Genomic DNA, 17,242 nt, shown 5'->3' on the forward strand with positions numbered 1-17,242 from the left:
GACGCATCCCGGGCGGGCATTCGGCCCTGCCGGTCAGCGGCCCCAGCGGAGCCCGGCCGTCTGGACCGGCGCGTCCCACAGCCGCAGCAGCTCGTCGTCGACCTGGCACAGCGTCACCGACGCCCCGGCCATGTCGAGGGAGGTGACGTAATTGCCGACGAGCGTCCGCGCGACCGGCACGCCCCGCTCGTGCAGCACCCGGTGCACCTCCGCGTTGAAGCCGTACAGCTCCAGCAGCGGCGTCGCGCCCATGCCGTTGACCAGCACCAGCACCGGACCGCTCGGCCGCAGATCGGACAGCACCGCGTCCACGGCGAAGTCCGCGATCTCGCCGGACGTCATCATCGTCCGACGCTCGCGCCCCGGCTCGCCATGGATACCGACCCCCAACTCCAGCTCACCGGCAGGAAGGTCGAAAGTGGGGCCGCCCTTGGCAGGCGTCGTACAGGAAGCAAGGGCGACACCGAAGCTCCGTGACGACTCGTTCACCCGGCGGGCGATCGCCTCCACCCGCTCCAAGGGCGCGCCCTCCTCGGCCGCCGCCCCGGCGATCTTCTCCACGAAGACCGTCGCGCCCGTGCCGCGTCGGCCCGCCGTGTAGAGACTGTCGGTCACCGCGACGTCGTCATTGACGAGCACGCTCGCCACCTGGATGCCCTCGTCCTCGGCGAGCTCGGCGGCCATGTTGAAGTTGAGGACGTCGCCCGTGTAGTTCTTCACGATGAACAGCACGCCCTTGCCGCTGTCCACGGCCGCCGCCGCCCGCACCATCTGATCCGGAACGGGCGAGGTGAACACCTCCCCGGGGCACGCCGCGTCGAGCATCCCGTACCCCACGAAGCCCCCGTGCAACGGCTCATGCCCCGATCCGCCACCGGACACCAACGCCACCTTGCCCGCGACGGGCGCGTCACGCCGGACGACGACCCGCCGTTCCACATCGACCGCCAGCTCGGGATGGGCCGCGGCCATGCCGCGCAGGGCATCGGCGACGACGGTCTCCGCCACGTTGATGAGCATTTTCATGTGGGTCTCCTCCAGTAACAGGCGGTGAGGTCGCTGAGGTCGCTGACCTGCATTTTTGACTGACGCCCAATCAGCTGAATCGTGGGCTACTCAGCGTGATGGTCCTAGCGTACTGAGACTGGTGCGTCGAGGAACTCCGGTGTCTCGAGAGCCGAGCCCCATCAGGCGAAGGCAGTCTCGACTGCTGTGGTGAGTGTGGCGGCCAAGGGGAGGGGCGCTGCGAAGGTGATGGCTGCGCGGGTCAACGCTTGGGGATGGCGGATTCACGCATCGCCGACACTTCACGAGATGACGCAGCCCTGCGACCTAGCCGGCGGAAACAGGACTCCCTCCTGTTGACGTTGAGCTCGTGCGACCGAGGAGGGGAAGGTGTCGGCGCTGAAGCTGTTCCACACGAAAGGTGGCGTGGTAGCAGTCACGTCGCGTCTTGCTGAGGCCGAGACGGATGTGCAGGACCTCGTCGAGGCGAACCTCGAGGTGATGCTCGGCGTACGGTTTCCTGGCGAGCGAGTACAGCACAGGCCCCGTCCATGGGGGCTGGATCGACACCCTGGGCATCGACGAGAACGGCGCCCCAATGGTCATCGAGTTCAAGCGTGCGACCGACGCAGGCGTAATCAACCAGGGGCTCTTCTACCTTTCGTGGCTCGTGGACCACAAGGCGGAGTTCGGGCACTTGGTCCGCGACCGGCCGGGGGCCGCGGCCGCGGCCCAGGTGCTCTGGAGCGCACCCAGGCTGATCTGCGTCGCAGGCAACTTCACCCGCTACGACGTGCACGCCATCCGCGAGCACCGGCGCAGTATTGATCTGGTCCGCTACCGCTTCTTCGGCGAGGACCACTTCGGCCTGGAGACAGTCTGCGTCGGCCCGTACCGGCACCAGCGGATACTTCTCGTTGAAGCCGAACGCCTCCGCCGCCGACCGCATCGCTTCCTGGCCCACTTCTGCCGCCATGCCCGTGAAAACCTCGTCGCACACGTATTGCAGCGCCTGCCTGATCGAGGCGTTTGCGCAGTGACCAGAGCCGCCCCGTCCGCCCGTTCGCGTATCCAGCGTCGCGTACAGCTCCTTCCCCAGGGCTGCTGCCGCTATCACCATGTGGAGCGCCCGGCCTGGCGGCATCAATTGTCTCAGTGCCCGGTTGTACAGGGGTTGGTCCTTGTCGCCGGTCAGTTCCTTCCACGCCGCCACGTCCGCGCTCGCGTTACCGGTGATGGCCGACGGGGTGAGGCGCTGCAGACGGGTGGTGATGGCGTTGAAGGAGGCGGCGAACTCATCGCGTAGCGCAGGTGGCCCGGTGTCGGCGGCACGGGCGGCGGCCTGGCGGACGACGCCCTCCAGGTCCGGCAGTGCTCCGGTCGTCGGATCGAGCGTCTGATCGAGAACCGCGGCCACCTCGTGGAGGTCGGAGGCCGCAGCGGCCCGGTGCGCCAGCTCGGTCAGGGAGACCGAGGCGGGAACGGTCGCAGTCGGCTGCACCAGGGGCGCGGGGGCATGGCCGATGGAGACGTCGGCGCCGAGGGCTCCGAGCTGCAGAGCCACGGTCCGCAGCCGCTCGTCCCGCTCGGCGGCAGACAGCGTGACCGGCAGCGCGAAGACTCCGGGGGCGTGGAGATCTTGCTGGAAGCCGGCGCGCTCCAGATGCTCGGCAGCACCGGGATGCTCCGTGGCCGCAGTCAGCTTGCCGTCGGTCTGCCAGGCAAAGGCAACCCGCGTCGCACGGCGCGCAGAGGCGGCCTGCTCTTCGGCAGCCCTGCGGCGGACGTGGACGAGGGCTTCCTCGTAGCGGGGCAGCGCTCTTCGGCGATGGGGAACTGGTCGCGATAGGCGGCGTGCGCGTGGTACCTGCTGCTCCAGGCGCCGGGCAGGCGCTCGGCGAGCGCGGTAGCGAACGCGGACAGGTCAGCTCGTTGAAACAAGAGAGGAGAGATCTTTCCGGTGCGGGCAGGCGGGCGGGCGAGGGTCACGGGGCCGGTCGGTGCCGGGAGACCGTGGAAATGGATGCCGGCGCGGGCGAGCGCTGGACCTGTGGGGCCGGTACGGCGCTGCGCCGGGCGGCCCGCTGTGGTGGCTGGGTGAGACGGCGTGCGTCGGCGTCCAACTGGTCGGCGGTGTCGTGCAGAGCGGCGCGGGCGTCATCGATGCGGTCGTGGATGACGTTCCAGGCGGCGTCGCGGGCGTCGGCGAGATCCGGGAACGGCGGCCGGTGGGCGTGTTCGTTGAGAAAGGCGACCTGGTGGAGGGCCGCGGTCAGGTAGCCCATGGCCTGTGCTGTTCCTGCTGCGGCAGTCGCGAGGGCGCTGTTGCCGCGGAGTTCCGCCTGGTCGGTGGAGATGGGGCCAGTGAGCCGGTAGAGCATGACGTTGGAGATCTCCTCCGCCATGCGGCTCAGCGCCTTGAGCCGGGCACCGGCGGTGTAGGCCACCATCTCCTCGGTGCAGTGCTCGGGGACGTCGAGGCCGCTGGTCAGCTCGCGGATCTCGCGGGCGACGGTGCGCAGGTTGTCGGGGTGGCGGATGTAGATCGGCACACGGGGCTCCGGTGTCAGTGCATACGAGAGTCGGTGTCGAACAGCTCCAGCTCCTGGGGATGGAGGAGGTGCTGGACGATGAACGACCTGCCCGCCACCTTCCACAGGCCACGTCCGCGGTTGAGGTGGGCGATGGCCTGGGCTTCGACGGAGGTCAGGCCCAGCAGTCCGGCGGCGGCCAGGACCTGGTCGGCTTCCTGCCGGTAGACAATGCGGGTCGAGCAGTCGGCGAGCAGGCCCTCGGCGAGCGCGCGTCCGCGCGAGCCCGCGTCGCCAGCGGTGAGCAAATCACTCAGGCGGTGGATGACCATGAGGTTCGCGATGCCCAGACCTCGGGAGAGCTTCCACTGAGACTGCATGCGCTCCAGCAGGCCCGCGTGCCGCATCAGCCGCCACGCCTCGTCGTAAACGACCCAGCGCCTGCCGCCGTTGGGGTCGGCGAGCGCGCTCTCCATCCAGGCGGAGGCGCAGGTCATGGCGAGGACGAGGCCGGTGTCGTCGCCAGAGCCACCGAGGCGGGAGAGGTCGATGGTGAGCATCGGGCTGCGTGGGTCGAAGACCATGGTGGAGGGGGCGTCGAACATCCCGGCCAGGTCGCCGTGGACGAGGCGGCGCATGGCGTGGGCGAGGTCTCGGGCGGCGTCGCCGAGGCGGCCGGAGAGTTCGCCGCCGGCGATGTCGAGCAGCGAGGAGTTGTTGAGGGTGGCGGCGACGTCGCCGAGCAGCGGGGTCCGGCCGGTCTGGGCGGCGTGGGTGACCACGCAGTCGAGGGCGACGTCGAGCGCGGTGTGCTCCATCGGCAGCAGGTCCCGCCCGAGGACGGTGCGGGCCAGGGAGCCGAGCAGCATCAGCCGGCGCTTGCGGACCTCGCCGGACCAGTCCTCCGCGGAGACACCGTCCGGCCGCGGCGGCGCGTCCAGCGGGTTCAGCTTCCCGGGCAGCCCGGGGCCGAGCGCGATGGTCGTGCCGCCCAACGCGGCGGCCACAGACGTTCATTCGCCCTTGGGGTCACAGGGGACGTAGATCCGGTAGTTGAAGGCCACGCTGCGCAGCGCGAAGCTCTTGGCCAGTGCCGACTTGCCCATGCCGATGACGCCGGCGAGCAGGACGTTGGGGTTGGTGAAGCCGTCGAGCTTGCCGTACAGGGCGAACGGGTCGAACGTGAAACTTGCTTCGGCGTGGACGTCGCGGCCGATGTAGGTGCCTTCGGCGCCGAGGTCGCCTTCGGCGAGGAAGGGGTAGGCGTCGGCGACGGTGGCGGTGGTCATGCGGTGGGCGGGCAGGGCGAGCTTCCCGCCGCGGGCGGAGGACGGTGCGTGGCGATCATGGCGCTCAGCCACTGACCGTCCAGGACCAGCGGATGCGCGACACCGGATGCGTGCAGCCGACGGCGGATCTCCTCCTCCGAGGTGCCGGTGACCCGTGCGTTGGTCAGCAACACGTACGTCCCGCACACCCCCCGCTTCACCAGGGCGCTGGCCTTGGCGAATTCGTCTTCCAGCTCGGACGGAGCGAGCGTGGCGTCAGCCTTCTTGGTGTGCTTGCACTGCAGCACGAACGGCCCTGGTGCAATGTCTCGCACGCCACTGGGGTCGGTTGGCGGCTGCCAGATGCCGTAGAACGCACCGTCCCGGCCCCCGTCGTTGGAATCGGCGAACGCCTGCACCGACTGCCCCCATACCTCCCGCAGGACAGCCGCGCACAGGTCCTGGAAGGCCCGCCAGCCCAAAGTGTGCAGGGTAAACCGCGGCGAGCCGACAGCCACGACCTCGCCTGCGCTGCTCACGCGTCGTCCTCGCTGTCGTGCTCGTCGGCGTCATAGTCGGCAAGCGCGGCCATGGCTTCCCACATAGCCTCATCGTCGTAGTCCGGCACCACCAGGTCAGGCGTCAGGTCGTCACTGTCGGGATCCAGATCCTCGGACTGGGCCAATACCTCGACCAGGAACCGTTGCGCAGCCTTCAGCAGGCTGGGATCATCTAGCCACAGTCCGAACTCCAGGCTGCGTCGGGAGCTCCCCGTGCCGTTGGCACTGCCCAGCCACAGCCGATGTGGCCTGAAGCCGGTGACATCTGCCACGCCCCCCAGGGCGTCCTCGTCGTGCCACCACAGTTCACCCAGCAGCAGCATCTTGGTGTGGAGAATCGGGACGAGATGGTTTCCGGCCTTGCGGTAGCCCAGAGCGCGCAGCGCTGGCAGCCGGACGTGTTCCTGTGGCGAGCCAGGGCCGAGCACTGGCGCCTTGCCGCCCTGATGGAACCGCAGCTCTTCCAGCTCGGGGAAAGCCTCGGCTGGGAAGCCAGCGGCATCTTTCACCGACTCGGCGACCTTCCGCAACCGCTCTGCGTGGTACTTGCTTCGCGACTGCTTGCTCACCACCACGCACGCGGAGGGAAACTCGGCGATGCGCTGCAGTAGCTCCGCGTCATCCACCCACAAAAAGGCCCCAAGCATCGCAGGTCCCAGACTTCGCGACCGCCACTGCTGCTCCAGATCACGGCGGAAGCCGTCGATCCCCTCGACGAGACCTGCCAGCACGTTCGTCCCGAACTGGACGGGACGCGTCCCGCCCTCCAGGACTGCCTGCACGTCAAACTGGTTGGAAAACGACGCATCCATAGGCCCCCCTTGTGCCACCAGCATTATGGCGCGACACCACGGATAGCCAGCTACTGAGCGGCGGCACCCTCGCACTGACCGGCATCCCCAGCATCCACAACCGACGGTGCCGCCGTCCCGGACGTCATGCGCGCCTATCGAAGTGCAGCAACGCATCCGTCGTTCACAGTGCTGCGAGGACAAAGGTCAGCAGTGCCAGGGAGAGGGTGGCACTGCCCGCGAAGGCCACGGCACCTCGTAGCAGCGCGCTGGCGTAGGTGGCTCCGTCGATGCGAGCAAGCAGACCGGCCGCAGCTCCTACGAGGGTGCAGAAGAGCGCGACGACTGCCAGGAGCAGGACCAGGAACATCAGGTGGATGGATGAGGTGTTCATGCCTTCTTCCCAGGAGGATCGATGACGGTGTCTCCGGGGAATTTCGCGATTCTGCTGTTCGCCGGGGTTCAGGGCGAACAATGATGAACGAAGACGGTCGCGGCGAGAGACGGAGAAGCAGGACATGAGGGACGTGCACGACGGTCCGTTGGCGGAACTCGCGCTGCGGCTGCGCACCCTCAGGGCGCAGCGGGGTCTGCAGATGGGCGGGTTGCAGCAGCGAACCGGGCTGGGGCGGACAACGGTCAGCCAGGCGCTGAACGGTCAAGTGGTGCCCTCCGAGGCCACGCTGGTGGCCTTGGCGAAGGCCCTGGGGGCGGATGTGGGCCCCCTGCTGGCCCTGCGCGAAGCCGCGGTGCGCATACCGCCGGTCCAGGACTTGGCAGGAGAAGCCGTGCGCGGTCGGCCGATCAGCGACTGGGATCCCCTCGACCTGGAAGTTCATCCTGCCGCGCCCGCGCCGTCCGTGGCTCCGGCGGGGACATACAGCCCCTCCGGTCTGCCCGGCTATGTACACCGACCGCACGATGAGGACCTGGCCAGGTGCGTAGCTGCAGCCGCCAATGGGACCAGCCAAATGGCGGTTCTGATCGGCTCGTCGTCGACGGGCAAAACGCGCGCTTGCTGGGAAGCGATCCAGCCGCTGGCAGCTAACGGATGGTGGTTGTGGCGTCCTTTCGATCTCACCCGGCTCGAGGCCGTTCTGGCCGACATCGATCAGCTTGGTCCTAGGACTGTGGTGTGGCTGAATGAGGCCCAGCACTACCTAGGTGCAGGTCATGGATTCGGCGAACGCCTGTCTGCAGCACTTGCCACCCTCTTGTCTGACCCGAGTCGGGGACCAGTCCTGGTTCTTGGCACCTTGTGGCCCGAACACGCCGATAGGTACATGGCCGTCCCACATCCAGGACAGGCGGACCCGCACGCCCAGGTGAGGGCCCTGATCGCCAATCGCCGGATCAACGTCCCGAACAAGTTCGACGCTGCCGCCATTGCCGCAGCACAGGCTCTGGCTGATGCCGGCGACCAACAGCTCGCAGCCGCTCTTGAGCGCACCCCGGACGGGAACCTGGCGCAAGATCTGGCGGGAGGACCTGAACTCCTCCATCGCTACCACACTGCCCAACCTGCGGCCCGGGCTGTGCTGCAGGCCGCCATGGACGCCCGCCGTCTTGGCGCCGGCGTCCGTCTCCCGCTCGCATTCCTGCAGGAGGCAGCCGAGGACTATCTCACTGACATCGAATATGACGCGCTGCCCGATGACTGGTTCGAAGAAGCGCTCGCTGACCTCGCCCGCCCTGTCCACGGCAACCTTGCCCCACTGCGCCGGATCCGCACCCGACACCCACGTCAAGCCCCAGGCGTAGCGTCCCCGGTTTTCGCGAACCAGAAGCGCGGTCCGGTGTACCGGCTAGCGGATTATCTCGAGCAGTACGGCCGTCACGAGCGTATGTTGTTGTGCCCTCCGACTTCCTTCTGGCAGTCCGCTCACGACCACATCACGGACTCCGATGACCTTGTGCAGATCGCGCAGGAGGCACTGCATCGCTACCGACTCTACTGGGCCTTCTATCTCCACCGTGCCTCCGGCGTCTGTGGGCCTACCGGCGGCGGCACCCAGACATGTGTCGTACGAATGCGTGAAACTGCTGGAGATTCCGCAGGAGTCGATGCACTTGTTCACCGCGAAGCCGACGCCGGCAGCGTCTGGGCGCTGCTGTGGCTCGCGGCGCGTCGAGAAAACGCTGGCAAGCGAGACAGGGCTGAACACTACTTGAATAAAGCGGCGGATGCTGGCCACGTCGGCGCCCTCGTGCGACTCCTCGCATTGCGTAGAGATGCCGACGATACGCATGGCACCGAAAGCCTAACCCGTCGGGTAGTCGATGCCACCGGCTCTCCTCAAGATCTTCTTCCCAGTATGTTTCTGCGTACAAAAGGGGATGAACTCAAAACGCTCAGGTGCAGTAAAAGGTTAGCCCCTTACATGGGCTATATCTGGGTCGCACCGCAATGGCGGGAAGTGGCGAAGTCCGGCGAAGATGGGGCGCCTACCGAAATTCGCATTGAATTTACCGTAGATGGCGCGCCGCTAATGGCTGCTCGAAACCAATGGCTCGATGAGGACTCAGAAGTAGCCGAACACCACGCACGGCAGGCCGCAGAAGTCTCGGGAGACAGTGACGCTTCGATATTTCTCGCGCACTTGCGTGCGAAGTCCGGAGACCTGCCTGGAGCGGAAGCTTTTGCTCGACGAGCTGCCGACCTCGGCGAACCTGACACCTTGGTTGACCTCGCCCTCTGGTACAGCAAGGGCGGCGAATACGAGAAATCCAAGAAACTCCTCTGGTACGCCATCAGCGCAGGCGCCAGCGACGCCCTAGTGGAGTTGGCCGACGTACTGCTCCGGACAGGGGACGAAGACTCGATAGAGGCTCTCGTTCAGCAGATCATGCAACTCGGAAATGCCAGTTCCTACATACTGCTGGCTCACTTGCGATACCGCGCTGGAGAAGTTGCGGAAGCTCAGTCCCTTACCCGGCAAGCCGCTGACGCCGGCGCCTTCGCCGATGCCTTCTTCTCTGATGGCGTGGAGCCAGGGCTCCGTAAGAACGCAGAGCCATGGCTCATCGACAACATGACCACGTGGTGGCCGTACGGACTCGACCCAGATGGGACACCAACGATGCCCTGGTGAGCAAGCTCGGCCTGCCGGGATTTCGTGCCAGCGCTCCGGGGCGTGCTCGCCGCACAGTCAGTCCGCCCAGATGCGCGCCGAGTAGGTCTCGGGCTGGTTGGCGTGCACTTCGCCGCGGCTCGCGGAAGATGAGTTGACGGAGTTGTGCTGGGCAGCCAAGCACACCACAGCCCACTGACAACCGCCGGGCTCTGGGGGAGAGGGCGGCCGACCTTGGGACTTCCCCGGCCAGGGTGCAGGTCGTGGGCCTCCTGCCGCACGGGTCGGCGGTTACGGTGAGTTATGCCTGGCCCCGGCGAAGTTGTTGTAGCGGGACCGATTAGTGGCTGCCACCGCGGGTCCTTGCTGACCTTTTGCTGACCTGCCGACTCCCATTGACCGTCTGACCTGAGAGAATGTCGAGTTCCGCGACGTTGATGAGCATTTTCATGTGGGTCTCCAGGGGTGTGGGGCGAGCGAACCGCTGACCTGCGTTTCAGCAGGTCAGCGGTGGTTTCAGGGGTAATGGGTCTCGGCGGTCTCCGACGTCCCTGATGGATCGTCAATTGATCGTTGCGGGCTGTCTGCGGTCTCGGGAAGGGTGCCGAGGCCCGTGCCGGGGGAGGCCGCTCCGGGTGAGCCGTGGCCAGTTGTTGGGCCCTGCTCCGACCAAGGTCGTCGGCTGTTGGTCTCCGCTTCCGTCACCCGCTCACGACGCGCAGCCCCGCGAGACCGGTTCAGGGGGTGTGAGGGTGTCGAGCCGGGCGGCGAGGTCGGGGTGGGCGGCCAGGTAGGGGCGGGTGGCGGCCAGGGGGGCGATGAGGTCGGCGGGGTCGTCGTGGGCGAGGGCCGTGTGGAGCTTGCTGAGCGGGCGGCCGGCGGCGGCGGGCAGGTCGGTGAGGGCGGTGATCTGGCCTGCGATACGACGAAGGTCGGCGGCGTTGGCGCGGGCCCAGGCGGCGGTGGTGCGTTCGGCGGCCCGGGCCTGGCGGGTGGCCGTCACACGCTGCTCGCCGGTGGTCCCGGCGGGGCCGGGGCGGCCGCGCAGATAGCGGCGCTCGGCTGCCTGGCGGCTGGCGACGCCGAGGGTATGGGCGAGGTCGGCCCAGCTGGCACCCGCGTCGCGGGCGGTTTCGATCAGGCCGGTCTCCCATCCGGCGAGCTGCTCGCGCACCTGCCGCAACAGCAACAGGGAGGCCAGCGCCTGCTCCGGCCCGGGACCGGGGCCGTCGGGCATGTCCGGAGCGTCCCGACGGGCGTCGCGCAAGGCGTCGTCTATGGCGTTCAGAGCGGCCTCGGCGGCGAGGAACGACGCCGGACTGTGGGCATTCGTGCTGGTCGTGGACGGCTGGTCGGCTGCGGGCACGGACACCTCCCTCAGATTGTCATCACTTCGACGACATCTTGATTGTCATCCGTTGGATGACATGTTACAACGGTGTCAGTGAGCGCATTGGCAGCAACTGCCTGAACCTGCTGGAGGTGCTTTCACGATGTTGATGCGCACTGACCCCTTCCGTGAGCTGGACCGGCTGGCGCAGCAGCTGATGGGCCCGGGTACCTGGTCGAGGCCCTCGGCGATGCCGATGGACGCCTACCGCGAGGGCGACGAGTACGTGGTGGCCTTCGACCTTCCCGGTGTCACCGCGGACGCGATCGACATCGACGTCGAGCGGAACATGCTCACCGTCAACGCCGAGCGCCGGCCGGTGACGAAGGCCGACGACGTGCAGATGGAGCTGTCCGAGCGGCCGCTGGGCGTCTTCTCCCGCCAGATCGTGCTCGCCGACACCCTCGACACCGAGCACATCAAGGCCGACTACGACGCGGGCGTGCTCACCCTGCGTATCCCGATCGCCGAGCGCGCCAAGCCCCGCAAGATCTCCATCGGCGTCGGCTCCGGCCGCAAGGAGATCTCCGGCTGACACCGGCCGGACCGACGCGGAGGACGGGCACCCGATCTCCCCCCCCCGACCCCGCCCTCCGCACCCCCTCGGCAGTCCGAAGAAGAAGGGGCGGCGGCACGATGACACTGCGACACGAAGCGTTCCTCGACCACGTACAGGAACGCGGCGAATACGGCACTACGGAGGAAGCGGAGCGCGCGGCCCGTGTGGTGCTCGCCCTGCTCGGCGCGCACCTGGTCGGCGAAGTCCGCACCCAGCTCGCGGCGCGACTGCCGGAGGGCTTCGCCCTGATCCTGCTCAACCCGCTGCAGAGCGCCGAACCGCTGCCCCCGGAACGGTTCGTCCGGGCGACCGCCGCCTGGATCGAGGGCGCCACCGAGCGGACCGCGGCCTGGGACGTCAGCGCTGTGCTGTCCACCGTCGCCGACGCCGTCGGCGACGACCTGCTGGGGCGGATCCTGCTCCAGCTCCCCGCCGGCTACGACCTCCTCTTCGGGCGCCCCCAGCCCACCTGATTACCCGTCAACCCGCCCGGTGTGCGCGCATCCGCACACCGGCACAGCAAGAAAGGCAACCACCCCCGTGATCTCCGACCGGCTCGCACCGCACCAGCCGCACCCCTATGGGGCGGCGTACGAGCAGATGCTGGAGAAGGTCCGCTACGAAGGCGCCTACCCCACCCGGGAGAGAGCCGAGGAAGCCGTCCGCCTGGTCCTGTCGGGCCTCGGACGTCAGCTGACCGGCGACGAGCGCGTCGACCTGGCCGCCCGGCTGCCCTTCGAGGCCGCCCGCGTCCTCACCACGCAGGTCCCCGATACACAGCCCCTGACCGGCTGGGCCTTCGTCAAGGACCTCGCCGCACGCTCGGGCGCCTCCCTGGCCACCACCCGCTGGGACACCGGAGCCGTGTTCGCGGCCGTCGCCGCGTACGCCGGCGCCGACCTCACCACCCGTATCCTGCACCAGCTCCCCACCGGCTACGCCTTGCTGTTCGGCCGCGCCGAACTCACCCCAGCCGCATAACGGGGCGTATCGACCGATGCGGGGCAGCCGCCTCGTGAGTGGCAAATTCCGCGCCGTCGACGGCCGGGGCGGGCTTCCCGCCCCGGCCCTTTCGCAGCGACCGGTCAGGCCTGCACCCGCACCGCAGGAACCCGCGCATGCCCCCGCAGATTTCGGCACGTCCTTCGACGTCTCGTCATGAACCGGACTCAGGGCCTTCCCACCCGCCCGTTTCCGAAGTCCCCTGTGTGGCGGTCGAGTTGCCGATAGTTTCCATGGACATGAGGTTTTCCGGGGAGGCGTGGACAGAGCTATGAAGAAAACGCTGGCTGTTGTATTGACGGCAACTGTCGTGTGGGCTTCGGGGGCCTGCGGGGCGACGGGGGACGGTACGGACAGGCCCAAGGGAAGCGGGCCGTCGTCCTCGGCTCCCGCTGCGCCCCGGGCGGCGCCGGAGAAGGTTCCCCCGGCGTTCGACGGTGGCAAGGGGTGGGCCGTGATGCAGTCGGAGCGGTTGACCCGGCCGGCCGTCGCCCCGCACTCCGGTCTGGTGCTGTTCCTGAGGGCCCACGAAGGCGGCAAGGCCTTCGGTGTGGAAGCGCGGGAGGCCAGGACCGGCGCCGTTCGCTGGTCGAGCGCGCCGTGGAAGCCCAGCGGGCGGACCGCCGAGTTCCGTGCCGACGACGTGCAACTCGTGGTCACCAGCAAGAACGGGAAGGACTTCGCGGCGCTCGTCGCGCCGGTCCGGGAAGGCGTGGACGCGGTCGACCGCGGCGTGGCCACCGCCATCGCCGCGATCTTCGCCGCCGACTCCGCCGGTAGGGGCGTGGCTCCGGTGCGCGAGGTCAAGGTCCCCGGGTCCGGCACCGCCACCCCGCACGACACCGCCGGCACGCTGGCGTTCGCGGACGGCACAGGGGCCAGGATCGTCGACGTCACGACCGGTGCGGTCAGCTCGCGCCTGGACCGCGGCAGCCGGGAATACCTGCTGAAGGTGAATCAGTACTTCAGGATGGATGACGCCTGGCCGAGCCAGGACGTGCTGCCGACGGGCGCGCAGAAGGAGGACGTCCCCAACCACGGAACGTCGCACGGTGTGCGCGGGGGCTATGTCGCGGCTTCCTGGCCGTCCAAGAAGGAAGAGTCCTCGTCGCTCGGGCTGCCCATGAACTTCGTGTGGGCGCTGCACGAGGAGCGGACGGGGAAGCCGGTCTACGCCCTGGCGTGCGAAGGCCTGACCGAGGGAGGGGCGATCAGCTCGGAGAGCAGAGCCGTGCTCAGCGACAACGGGCGCTATCTCGTGACCGGGTACGTGGCATTCGACCTCCAGGCCAAGAAGGGCTACTGCTTCGGCGGGACCCGTGACCGGACCCGCGTGGATTTCATGGGAGTGGACAACGCCGGCACTGCGTACGGCACGGCCCGGACGCCGGGAACCGGTGTCTCCGTCTCCGTCGACCTCGCGACCGGTGCGCACGCCGAACTCGGCGGCGCCACCCTTCCCACCCGGGTGACAGGCGACGTGGCTCTCTACGAGACGGCTCCGCAGAACGAGAAGGACCCCGCAGCCGACCCGGCCCGGCACCCTGTTCTCAGGGTCTATCCCAAGCGCTGACGGTGCTCGGAGGTCGCAGGAGCATACGTGCCGCCGCGCGCATGGCCGGGCATGACCCGTGAAGCGGTAGTGCGTTCAACTGGCTGGGAATGCCCTTGGTATATACCTGGCGCTGCGGAGAGGATCCCGGTGTTGGCAGAACGTCCACGATTGGGGAGATACCCATGAGATCACGTGTGACACGCATAGCCATCACCGCCGGGGCCGGTCTGATGGTCCTGGCCGCCGGGAGCGCCACCGCCCAGGCCCAGCCGAAGCCTGTGACCAAGGCGGAGACCTGCCTGGTCGACGTCGATACGAACACCACCCGGTGCTTCGGTACGTTCCGCGAGGCCGTCGCCGTCTCCACGGAGGGACGGGTCACCGACGCCCCCCTGTCCGGCAAGGACGCCGCGCGGGACCGGAAGCTGGTCGACCGACTGCGGGTGTCCTCCGCCGCGAGCGGGAAGCCGGCCACCGAGCTCGCCATCCTCTACGAGCACTGGAACTTCGGCGGTAAGTCGATCATTCTCAACGGCAACGCCTGCCAGAGCGGCAACGGCCGCGACTACGTGGGCGAGTTCACCGACTGGGCGGACACCTTCAGCTCGGTCGTCCCCGTCGCCTGCTGGATCGAGCTCTGGGCCGACCCCCACCAGACCGGCACCCACCAGGAATACCGCGACTCCACACCCTATGTGGGGGACGCGATGAACGACCGGGCCAGTTCGTACGCCCTCCTGTAGTCCGTACGCCCCGCTGAAGCGCGGCGGCGGTGCCGCTGACGGCGCGGCCGTTCCAGGCGGCCCGTCAGCGGCCCTGCTCAGCGGCCTCACCCTGCGTACGGCTGGTATCCGCGGGACACTGGTGGGTATGCGCAAGGCGACGCGGCTGCTGTTCGACGGCTGGATCGCGGGTGCGGGTACCGCGGCGGGCACCCGCATGGTGCTGGGGCACTGGCCGCGGTCGCCCTTCGGACCCTTCAGTGACGTCATGGTCGAGCACGGGGACGGAACGCGCCTTCTCCTCGCCCCCACGGAACAGACAGCGGACTTCGTCAGCTCGACCTACAGCTTCGACGGGGTACACATCCACCCGGTGGCGGTGGAACGGGCGGACACCCACTGGTCGGTGACCGCCGGCCCGCTCGTCTGGCACTTCACCACCGGGGCCCGCGGCGCCCTGGGACAGCTCCTGCGCTCGGTGCCCGCCACCGCGGCCACGCACCCGCTCTGGGTCCGCTGCGCCGACCTGCCCGCCCGGCTGCTGGGTCTGCGTACCCACGGCAGCGCGCAGGCAGGCCGACGGCAGTTCTACGGCGCCCGGGACCTGCTGCCCCTCACCGAAAGCGAAGCCCGATGGCAGGGCGCGGACCTCGGGCACATCGCAGCGGTGGAACCGCCCGTACGGTTCGGATCCGCCTCGGTGCCCCGACGCCCCGCACTGGTCCGCGTGAGCACCACGGTGGAACTGGCGGGGCACCGTCGCCGCACGGCCGGTCCTACGCCTTGCGGAGACGGCCGATGATGCCGTCGAGGTCATGGCGGAAGAGGTCCGGGCGGACCCAGTGGCCGCCGTCCCGCTCGTGCGACTCGTGCGGGATGCCGGCGCGGTCGAGGAGGCCGCGGAACTCTCGCTGGGTGTCGAGCACGTTGACCTCGTTCAGCCGGTCCCAGATGCGTTCGGGGGTGGTACCGGCGACCATGAAGACCCGCTTGTTCCGGTAACTCTCGATGCGCTGGCACGGGTTGTCGGCGCTGACCCGGTTCTGGTCCCAGGGCACGCCGTAGACGGTGCCGCCGCCCAGGTCGAGTGCGGAGGTCGCGTTGGCCCAATGGACGATGATGTCGCCGCGACCGCGCAGGCTGGCCGGGCCGGAATGGGCGCTCACCGAGGCGAAGTGGCCCCAGTACTTGGCGGCGTACTTCAGCGCGCCGAAGCCGCCCATCGAGAACCCGGAGACGGCGCGGCCGTCGTACTCGTTGTACGTCCGGAAGTTGTCGTCGATCCACGGGATCAGTTGCTCGATGTGGAAGTGCTCCCAGTTCCGGGGGCCCACGAAGGAGGTGACCGGGTTGGAGTACCAGCCCGTGCGCCCGCCGTCGGGCATCACGACGATCATGGGCTTGCCGGCGGTCCACGCCCGGATGCCCCCCTCGGGCAGGCGGTCGAACTCGATGAAGTCGCCCCCGCCGCCGTGGAGCAGGTACAGCACGGGATAGCGGCGTCCGCTGTGGTGGTAGTCGTCGGGGAGCAGGACGTTGACGGCGGGCTTCCAGCCGATCGCCGCGGTCTCGAACCGGTAGTACCACATGCGGGGGTCGCTCTCGCCCGCTTCCACGATGCGCAGTCCGTGACCGTCACCGGCCGCACTGGCCGACGACGCCGTCGCGAGGACGGTTCCGCCGCCCACCGCCATCGCCGCGGACAGACCGCCGACAGCCTTCAGGACACCTCTGCGGGAAGGGCGCTGCTCGCTCATCATGACCTCCAGGTCGGAAAGGGAGTAATAACGCGTCAGTTGTTGGTGATCCAGGTCCCCTTGGCGGGGGTCCAGTGGATGGTGACCTTCTGGAATTTCTGGGCCTTGCCGCCCGGCTCGTCCATCTCGTCCGTCACGGCGTACCCCAGCGCCGCTTCGTGGCCGGCGGCGTGGAAGGCTTTGTAGATCTCTCCGTGGACGGTGTGGGCGCCGGTCTGTGGTGACCAGAGGAAGAGTCCCTTTTCGAAGAACTGGTACCGGCCGCGCGTCCCGTCGGGTGCCTGTGCGGCCTCGGCCTCGTCCATCGTGGGGAAGCCCCAGCGGCGTTCGGCGTCCGTGGCCCAGAACTTGTTCAGGATGTCACCGTGGATCGCGTAGGCCTCGTCCGGATGCCAGATGATGATTCCGTTCCGGAACTGCTGGAACCGTCCGCCCATCAAGGCGTCGCGCTCACCCGTGATCGGCGGCCCCAGCGTGCTGCCCAGGCCACCCATGCCGTCGTACTTCACCCTGATCGCGCCGTAGGGCATCAGGTCGTCCAGACGGTGGTAGCGGCGGGGAGAGAACCCCCGGAGGCCGTCGCCCCACACCCGCTCCTCCGGCACGTGCCCGAAGTCGTAGGTCTCGCGTACCACCGGCTGGGTGTGCGCGGCGTCCGCCCACCGGACGAACAGCGCCACATGGTCCGTGCCGCCCGAGTCCCGCAGCAGGGCGTCACCGGGTTGCAGATCGCCCGCCGGGATCTCGGAGGTGACGTTCCACAGACTCCAGGTGGTCAAGGACGACCCCAGGTGCCACGCCATCGACACATAGCCCGAGCAGTCCGGGCGGTAGCAGCCGAACTGGTTGCGATGGCAGCCGCTCTGGCTGTACGGCACCCGCTCGGCGATCCATGACCAGGCGCGGTCCATGACCTCGCCCCGCCCGATCGGCCCGTCCGTGTCCGACGCGCTCGCGGTCGGTGCCAGGGTCACCAGGGCGACGAGGGCCGCCAGCGTCAGCGCCATCGCCCTGGTCACACGCTGAAGGAT

The 17,242-nt window shown here is 68.5% G+C and carries 16 protein-coding genes and 2 pseudogenes; 9 read left to right on the forward strand and 9 right to left on the reverse strand.

Features of this window, described 5'->3' with window-relative positions:
* Positions 1-33 precede the first annotated feature (33 nt).
* Positions 34-1,026, reverse strand: a complete 993-nt coding sequence (gene dhaK, locus AB8O64_RS32395) for a dihydroxyacetone kinase subunit DhaK (RefSeq protein ID WP_370423163.1) — start codon at positions 1,024-1,026, stop codon at positions 34-36.
* Between the two features lie 369 nt (positions 1,027-1,395).
* On the opposite strand from dhaK, the pseudogene AB8O64_RS32400 reads away from it, so the two are divergent.
* Positions 1,396-1,885: pseudogene (locus AB8O64_RS32400) on the forward strand (transporter); the annotation flags it as partial.
* A 636-nt stretch (positions 1,886-2,521) separates the two neighbouring features.
* On the forward strand, positions 2,522-2,854 hold the full coding sequence (locus tag AB8O64_RS32405) for a hypothetical protein (protein WP_370423165.1): 333 nt from the start codon (positions 2,522-2,524) through the stop codon (positions 2,852-2,854).
* Between the two features lie 136 nt (positions 2,855-2,990).
* On the opposite strand, the gene AB8O64_RS32410 is transcribed toward AB8O64_RS32405, so the two are convergent.
* From AB8O64_RS32410 to AB8O64_RS32430, 5 genes and pseudogenes are all read right to left on the reverse strand, one after another.
* Positions 2,991-3,557 (reverse strand): hypothetical protein, encoded by a 567-nt coding sequence (locus tag AB8O64_RS32410; RefSeq protein WP_370423167.1) that lies wholly within the window; start codon positions 3,555-3,557, stop codon positions 2,991-2,993.
* 14 nt (positions 3,558-3,571) lie between these two features.
* A pseudogene (locus tag AB8O64_RS32415) lies at positions 3,572-4,873 on the reverse strand (ATP-binding protein); the annotation flags it as partial.
* Positions 4,822-5,343, reverse strand: a complete 522-nt coding sequence (locus tag AB8O64_RS32420; protein ID WP_370423169.1) for a restriction endonuclease — start codon at positions 5,341-5,343, stop codon at positions 4,822-4,824. The pseudogene AB8O64_RS32415 and the gene AB8O64_RS32420, both read right to left, overlap by 52 nt.
* Positions 5,340-6,176: a hypothetical protein gene (locus tag AB8O64_RS32425; protein ID WP_370423170.1), complete on the reverse strand. Its 837-nt coding sequence runs from the start codon at positions 6,174-6,176 to the stop codon at positions 5,340-5,342. Before AB8O64_RS32425 ends, AB8O64_RS32420 begins: the two co-directional genes overlap by 4 nt.
* A gap of 163 nt (positions 6,177-6,339) precedes the next feature.
* Positions 6,340-6,549, reverse strand: a complete 210-nt coding sequence (locus AB8O64_RS32430) for a hypothetical protein (protein ID WP_370423171.1) — start codon at positions 6,547-6,549, stop codon at positions 6,340-6,342.
* A gap of 124 nt (positions 6,550-6,673) precedes the next feature.
* Here AB8O64_RS32430 and AB8O64_RS32435 point away from each other — a divergent pair, with 124 nt between their 5' ends.
* Positions 6,674-9,247 (forward strand): helix-turn-helix domain-containing protein, encoded by a 2,574-nt coding sequence (locus AB8O64_RS32435; protein ID WP_370423173.1) that lies wholly within the window; start codon positions 6,674-6,676, stop codon positions 9,245-9,247.
* Positions 9,248-9,935: 688 nt separating this feature from the next.
* Here AB8O64_RS32435 and AB8O64_RS32440 read toward each other — a convergent pair.
* Entirely contained in the window at positions 9,936-10,592 is a 657-nt protein-coding gene (locus AB8O64_RS32440; RefSeq protein WP_370423175.1) for a type III effector protein, read from the reverse strand.
* 127 nt (positions 10,593-10,719) lie between these two features.
* Here AB8O64_RS32440 and AB8O64_RS32445 point away from each other — a divergent pair, with 127 nt between their 5' ends.
* The 6 genes from AB8O64_RS32445 to AB8O64_RS32470 all read left to right on the forward strand — a co-directional run bounded on the left by AB8O64_RS32445 (position 10,720) and on the right by AB8O64_RS32470 (position 15,256).
* Positions 10,720-11,151: an Hsp20/alpha crystallin family protein gene (locus AB8O64_RS32445; protein WP_365370470.1), complete on the forward strand. Its 432-nt coding sequence runs from the start codon at positions 10,720-10,722 to the stop codon at positions 11,149-11,151.
* 101 nt (positions 11,152-11,252) lie between these two features.
* Positions 11,253-11,648 (forward strand): DUF2267 domain-containing protein, encoded by a 396-nt coding sequence (locus tag AB8O64_RS32450; RefSeq protein WP_370423176.1) that lies wholly within the window; start codon positions 11,253-11,255, stop codon positions 11,646-11,648.
* 127 nt (positions 11,649-11,775) lie between these two features.
* Complete coding sequence (locus AB8O64_RS32455) at positions 11,776-12,156, forward strand: DUF2267 domain-containing protein (protein WP_370424042.1); 381 nt, start codon at positions 11,776-11,778, stop codon at positions 12,154-12,156.
* A 475-nt stretch (positions 12,157-12,631) separates the two neighbouring features.
* Positions 12,632-13,750, forward strand: coding sequence for a hypothetical protein (locus tag AB8O64_RS32460; protein ID WP_370423178.1), 1,119 nt, complete (start codon positions 12,632-12,634; stop codon positions 13,748-13,750).
* A gap of 164 nt (positions 13,751-13,914) precedes the next feature.
* The gene (locus tag AB8O64_RS32465) at positions 13,915-14,475 is read left to right on the forward strand and encodes a hypothetical protein (RefSeq protein ID WP_370423179.1); all 561 of its coding nucleotides are present in this window, start codon (positions 13,915-13,917) and stop codon (positions 14,473-14,475) included.
* Between the two features lie 127 nt (positions 14,476-14,602).
* A complete protein-coding gene (locus AB8O64_RS32470) occupies positions 14,603-15,256 on the forward strand; it encodes a hypothetical protein (RefSeq protein ID WP_370423181.1) in 654 nt (217 codons plus the stop codon).
* On the opposite strand, the gene AB8O64_RS32475 is transcribed toward AB8O64_RS32470, so the two are convergent.
* The gene (locus AB8O64_RS32475) at positions 15,231-16,211 is read right to left on the reverse strand and encodes an alpha/beta hydrolase (protein ID WP_370423182.1); all 981 of its coding nucleotides are present in this window, start codon (positions 16,209-16,211) and stop codon (positions 15,231-15,233) included. The genes AB8O64_RS32470 and AB8O64_RS32475 overlap by 26 nt on opposite strands.
* A 35-nt stretch (positions 16,212-16,246) precedes the next feature.
* Positions 16,247-17,230, reverse strand: coding sequence for a hypothetical protein (locus AB8O64_RS32480; RefSeq protein ID WP_370423184.1), 984 nt, complete (start codon positions 17,228-17,230; stop codon positions 16,247-16,249).
* Between the last annotated feature and the right edge of the window lie 12 nt (positions 17,231-17,242).

The organism is Streptomyces sp. QH1-20, assembly GCF_041283565.1.
GTDB lineage: Bacteria > Actinomycetota > Actinomycetes > Streptomycetales > Streptomycetaceae > Streptomyces > Streptomyces syringius.

Excerpts from the sequence above, each read along its gene's own strand:
- AB8O64_RS32445 (WP_365370470.1), top strand. The coding sequence starts at position 10,720 with ATGTTGATGCGCACTGACCCCTTCCGTGAGCTGGACCGGCTGGCGCAG.
- AB8O64_RS32405 (WP_370423165.1), top strand. The coding sequence starts at position 2,522 with ATGGCCGATGGAGACGTCGGCGCCGAGGGCTCCGAGCTGCAGAGCCAC.
- AB8O64_RS32425 (WP_370423170.1), bottom strand. The coding sequence starts at position 6,176 with ATGGATGCGTCGTTTTCCAACCAGTTTGACGTGCAGGCAGTCCTGGAG.
- AB8O64_RS32435 (WP_370423173.1), top strand. The coding sequence starts at position 6,674 with ATGAGGGACGTGCACGACGGTCCGTTGGCGGAACTCGCGCTGCGGCTG.
- AB8O64_RS32475 (WP_370423182.1), bottom strand. The coding sequence starts at position 16,211 with ATGAGCGAGCAGCGCCCTTCCCGCAGAGGTGTCCTGAAGGCTGTCGGC.
- AB8O64_RS32430 (WP_370423171.1), bottom strand. The coding sequence starts at position 6,549 with ATGAACACCTCATCCATCCACCTGATGTTCCTGGTCCTGCTCCTGGCA.
- AB8O64_RS32455 (WP_370424042.1), top strand. The coding sequence starts at position 11,776 with ATGCTGGAGAAGGTCCGCTACGAAGGCGCCTACCCCACCCGGGAGAGA.
- AB8O64_RS32465 (WP_370423179.1), top strand. The coding sequence starts at position 13,915 with ATGAGATCACGTGTGACACGCATAGCCATCACCGCCGGGGCCGGTCTG.
- AB8O64_RS32450 (WP_370423176.1), top strand. The coding sequence starts at position 11,253 with ATGACACTGCGACACGAAGCGTTCCTCGACCACGTACAGGAACGCGGC.
- AB8O64_RS32470 (WP_370423181.1), top strand. The coding sequence starts at position 14,603 with ATGCGCAAGGCGACGCGGCTGCTGTTCGACGGCTGGATCGCGGGTGCG.
- dhaK (WP_370423163.1), bottom strand. The coding sequence starts at position 1,026 with ATGAAAATGCTCATCAACGTGGCGGAGACCGTCGTCGCCGATGCCCTG.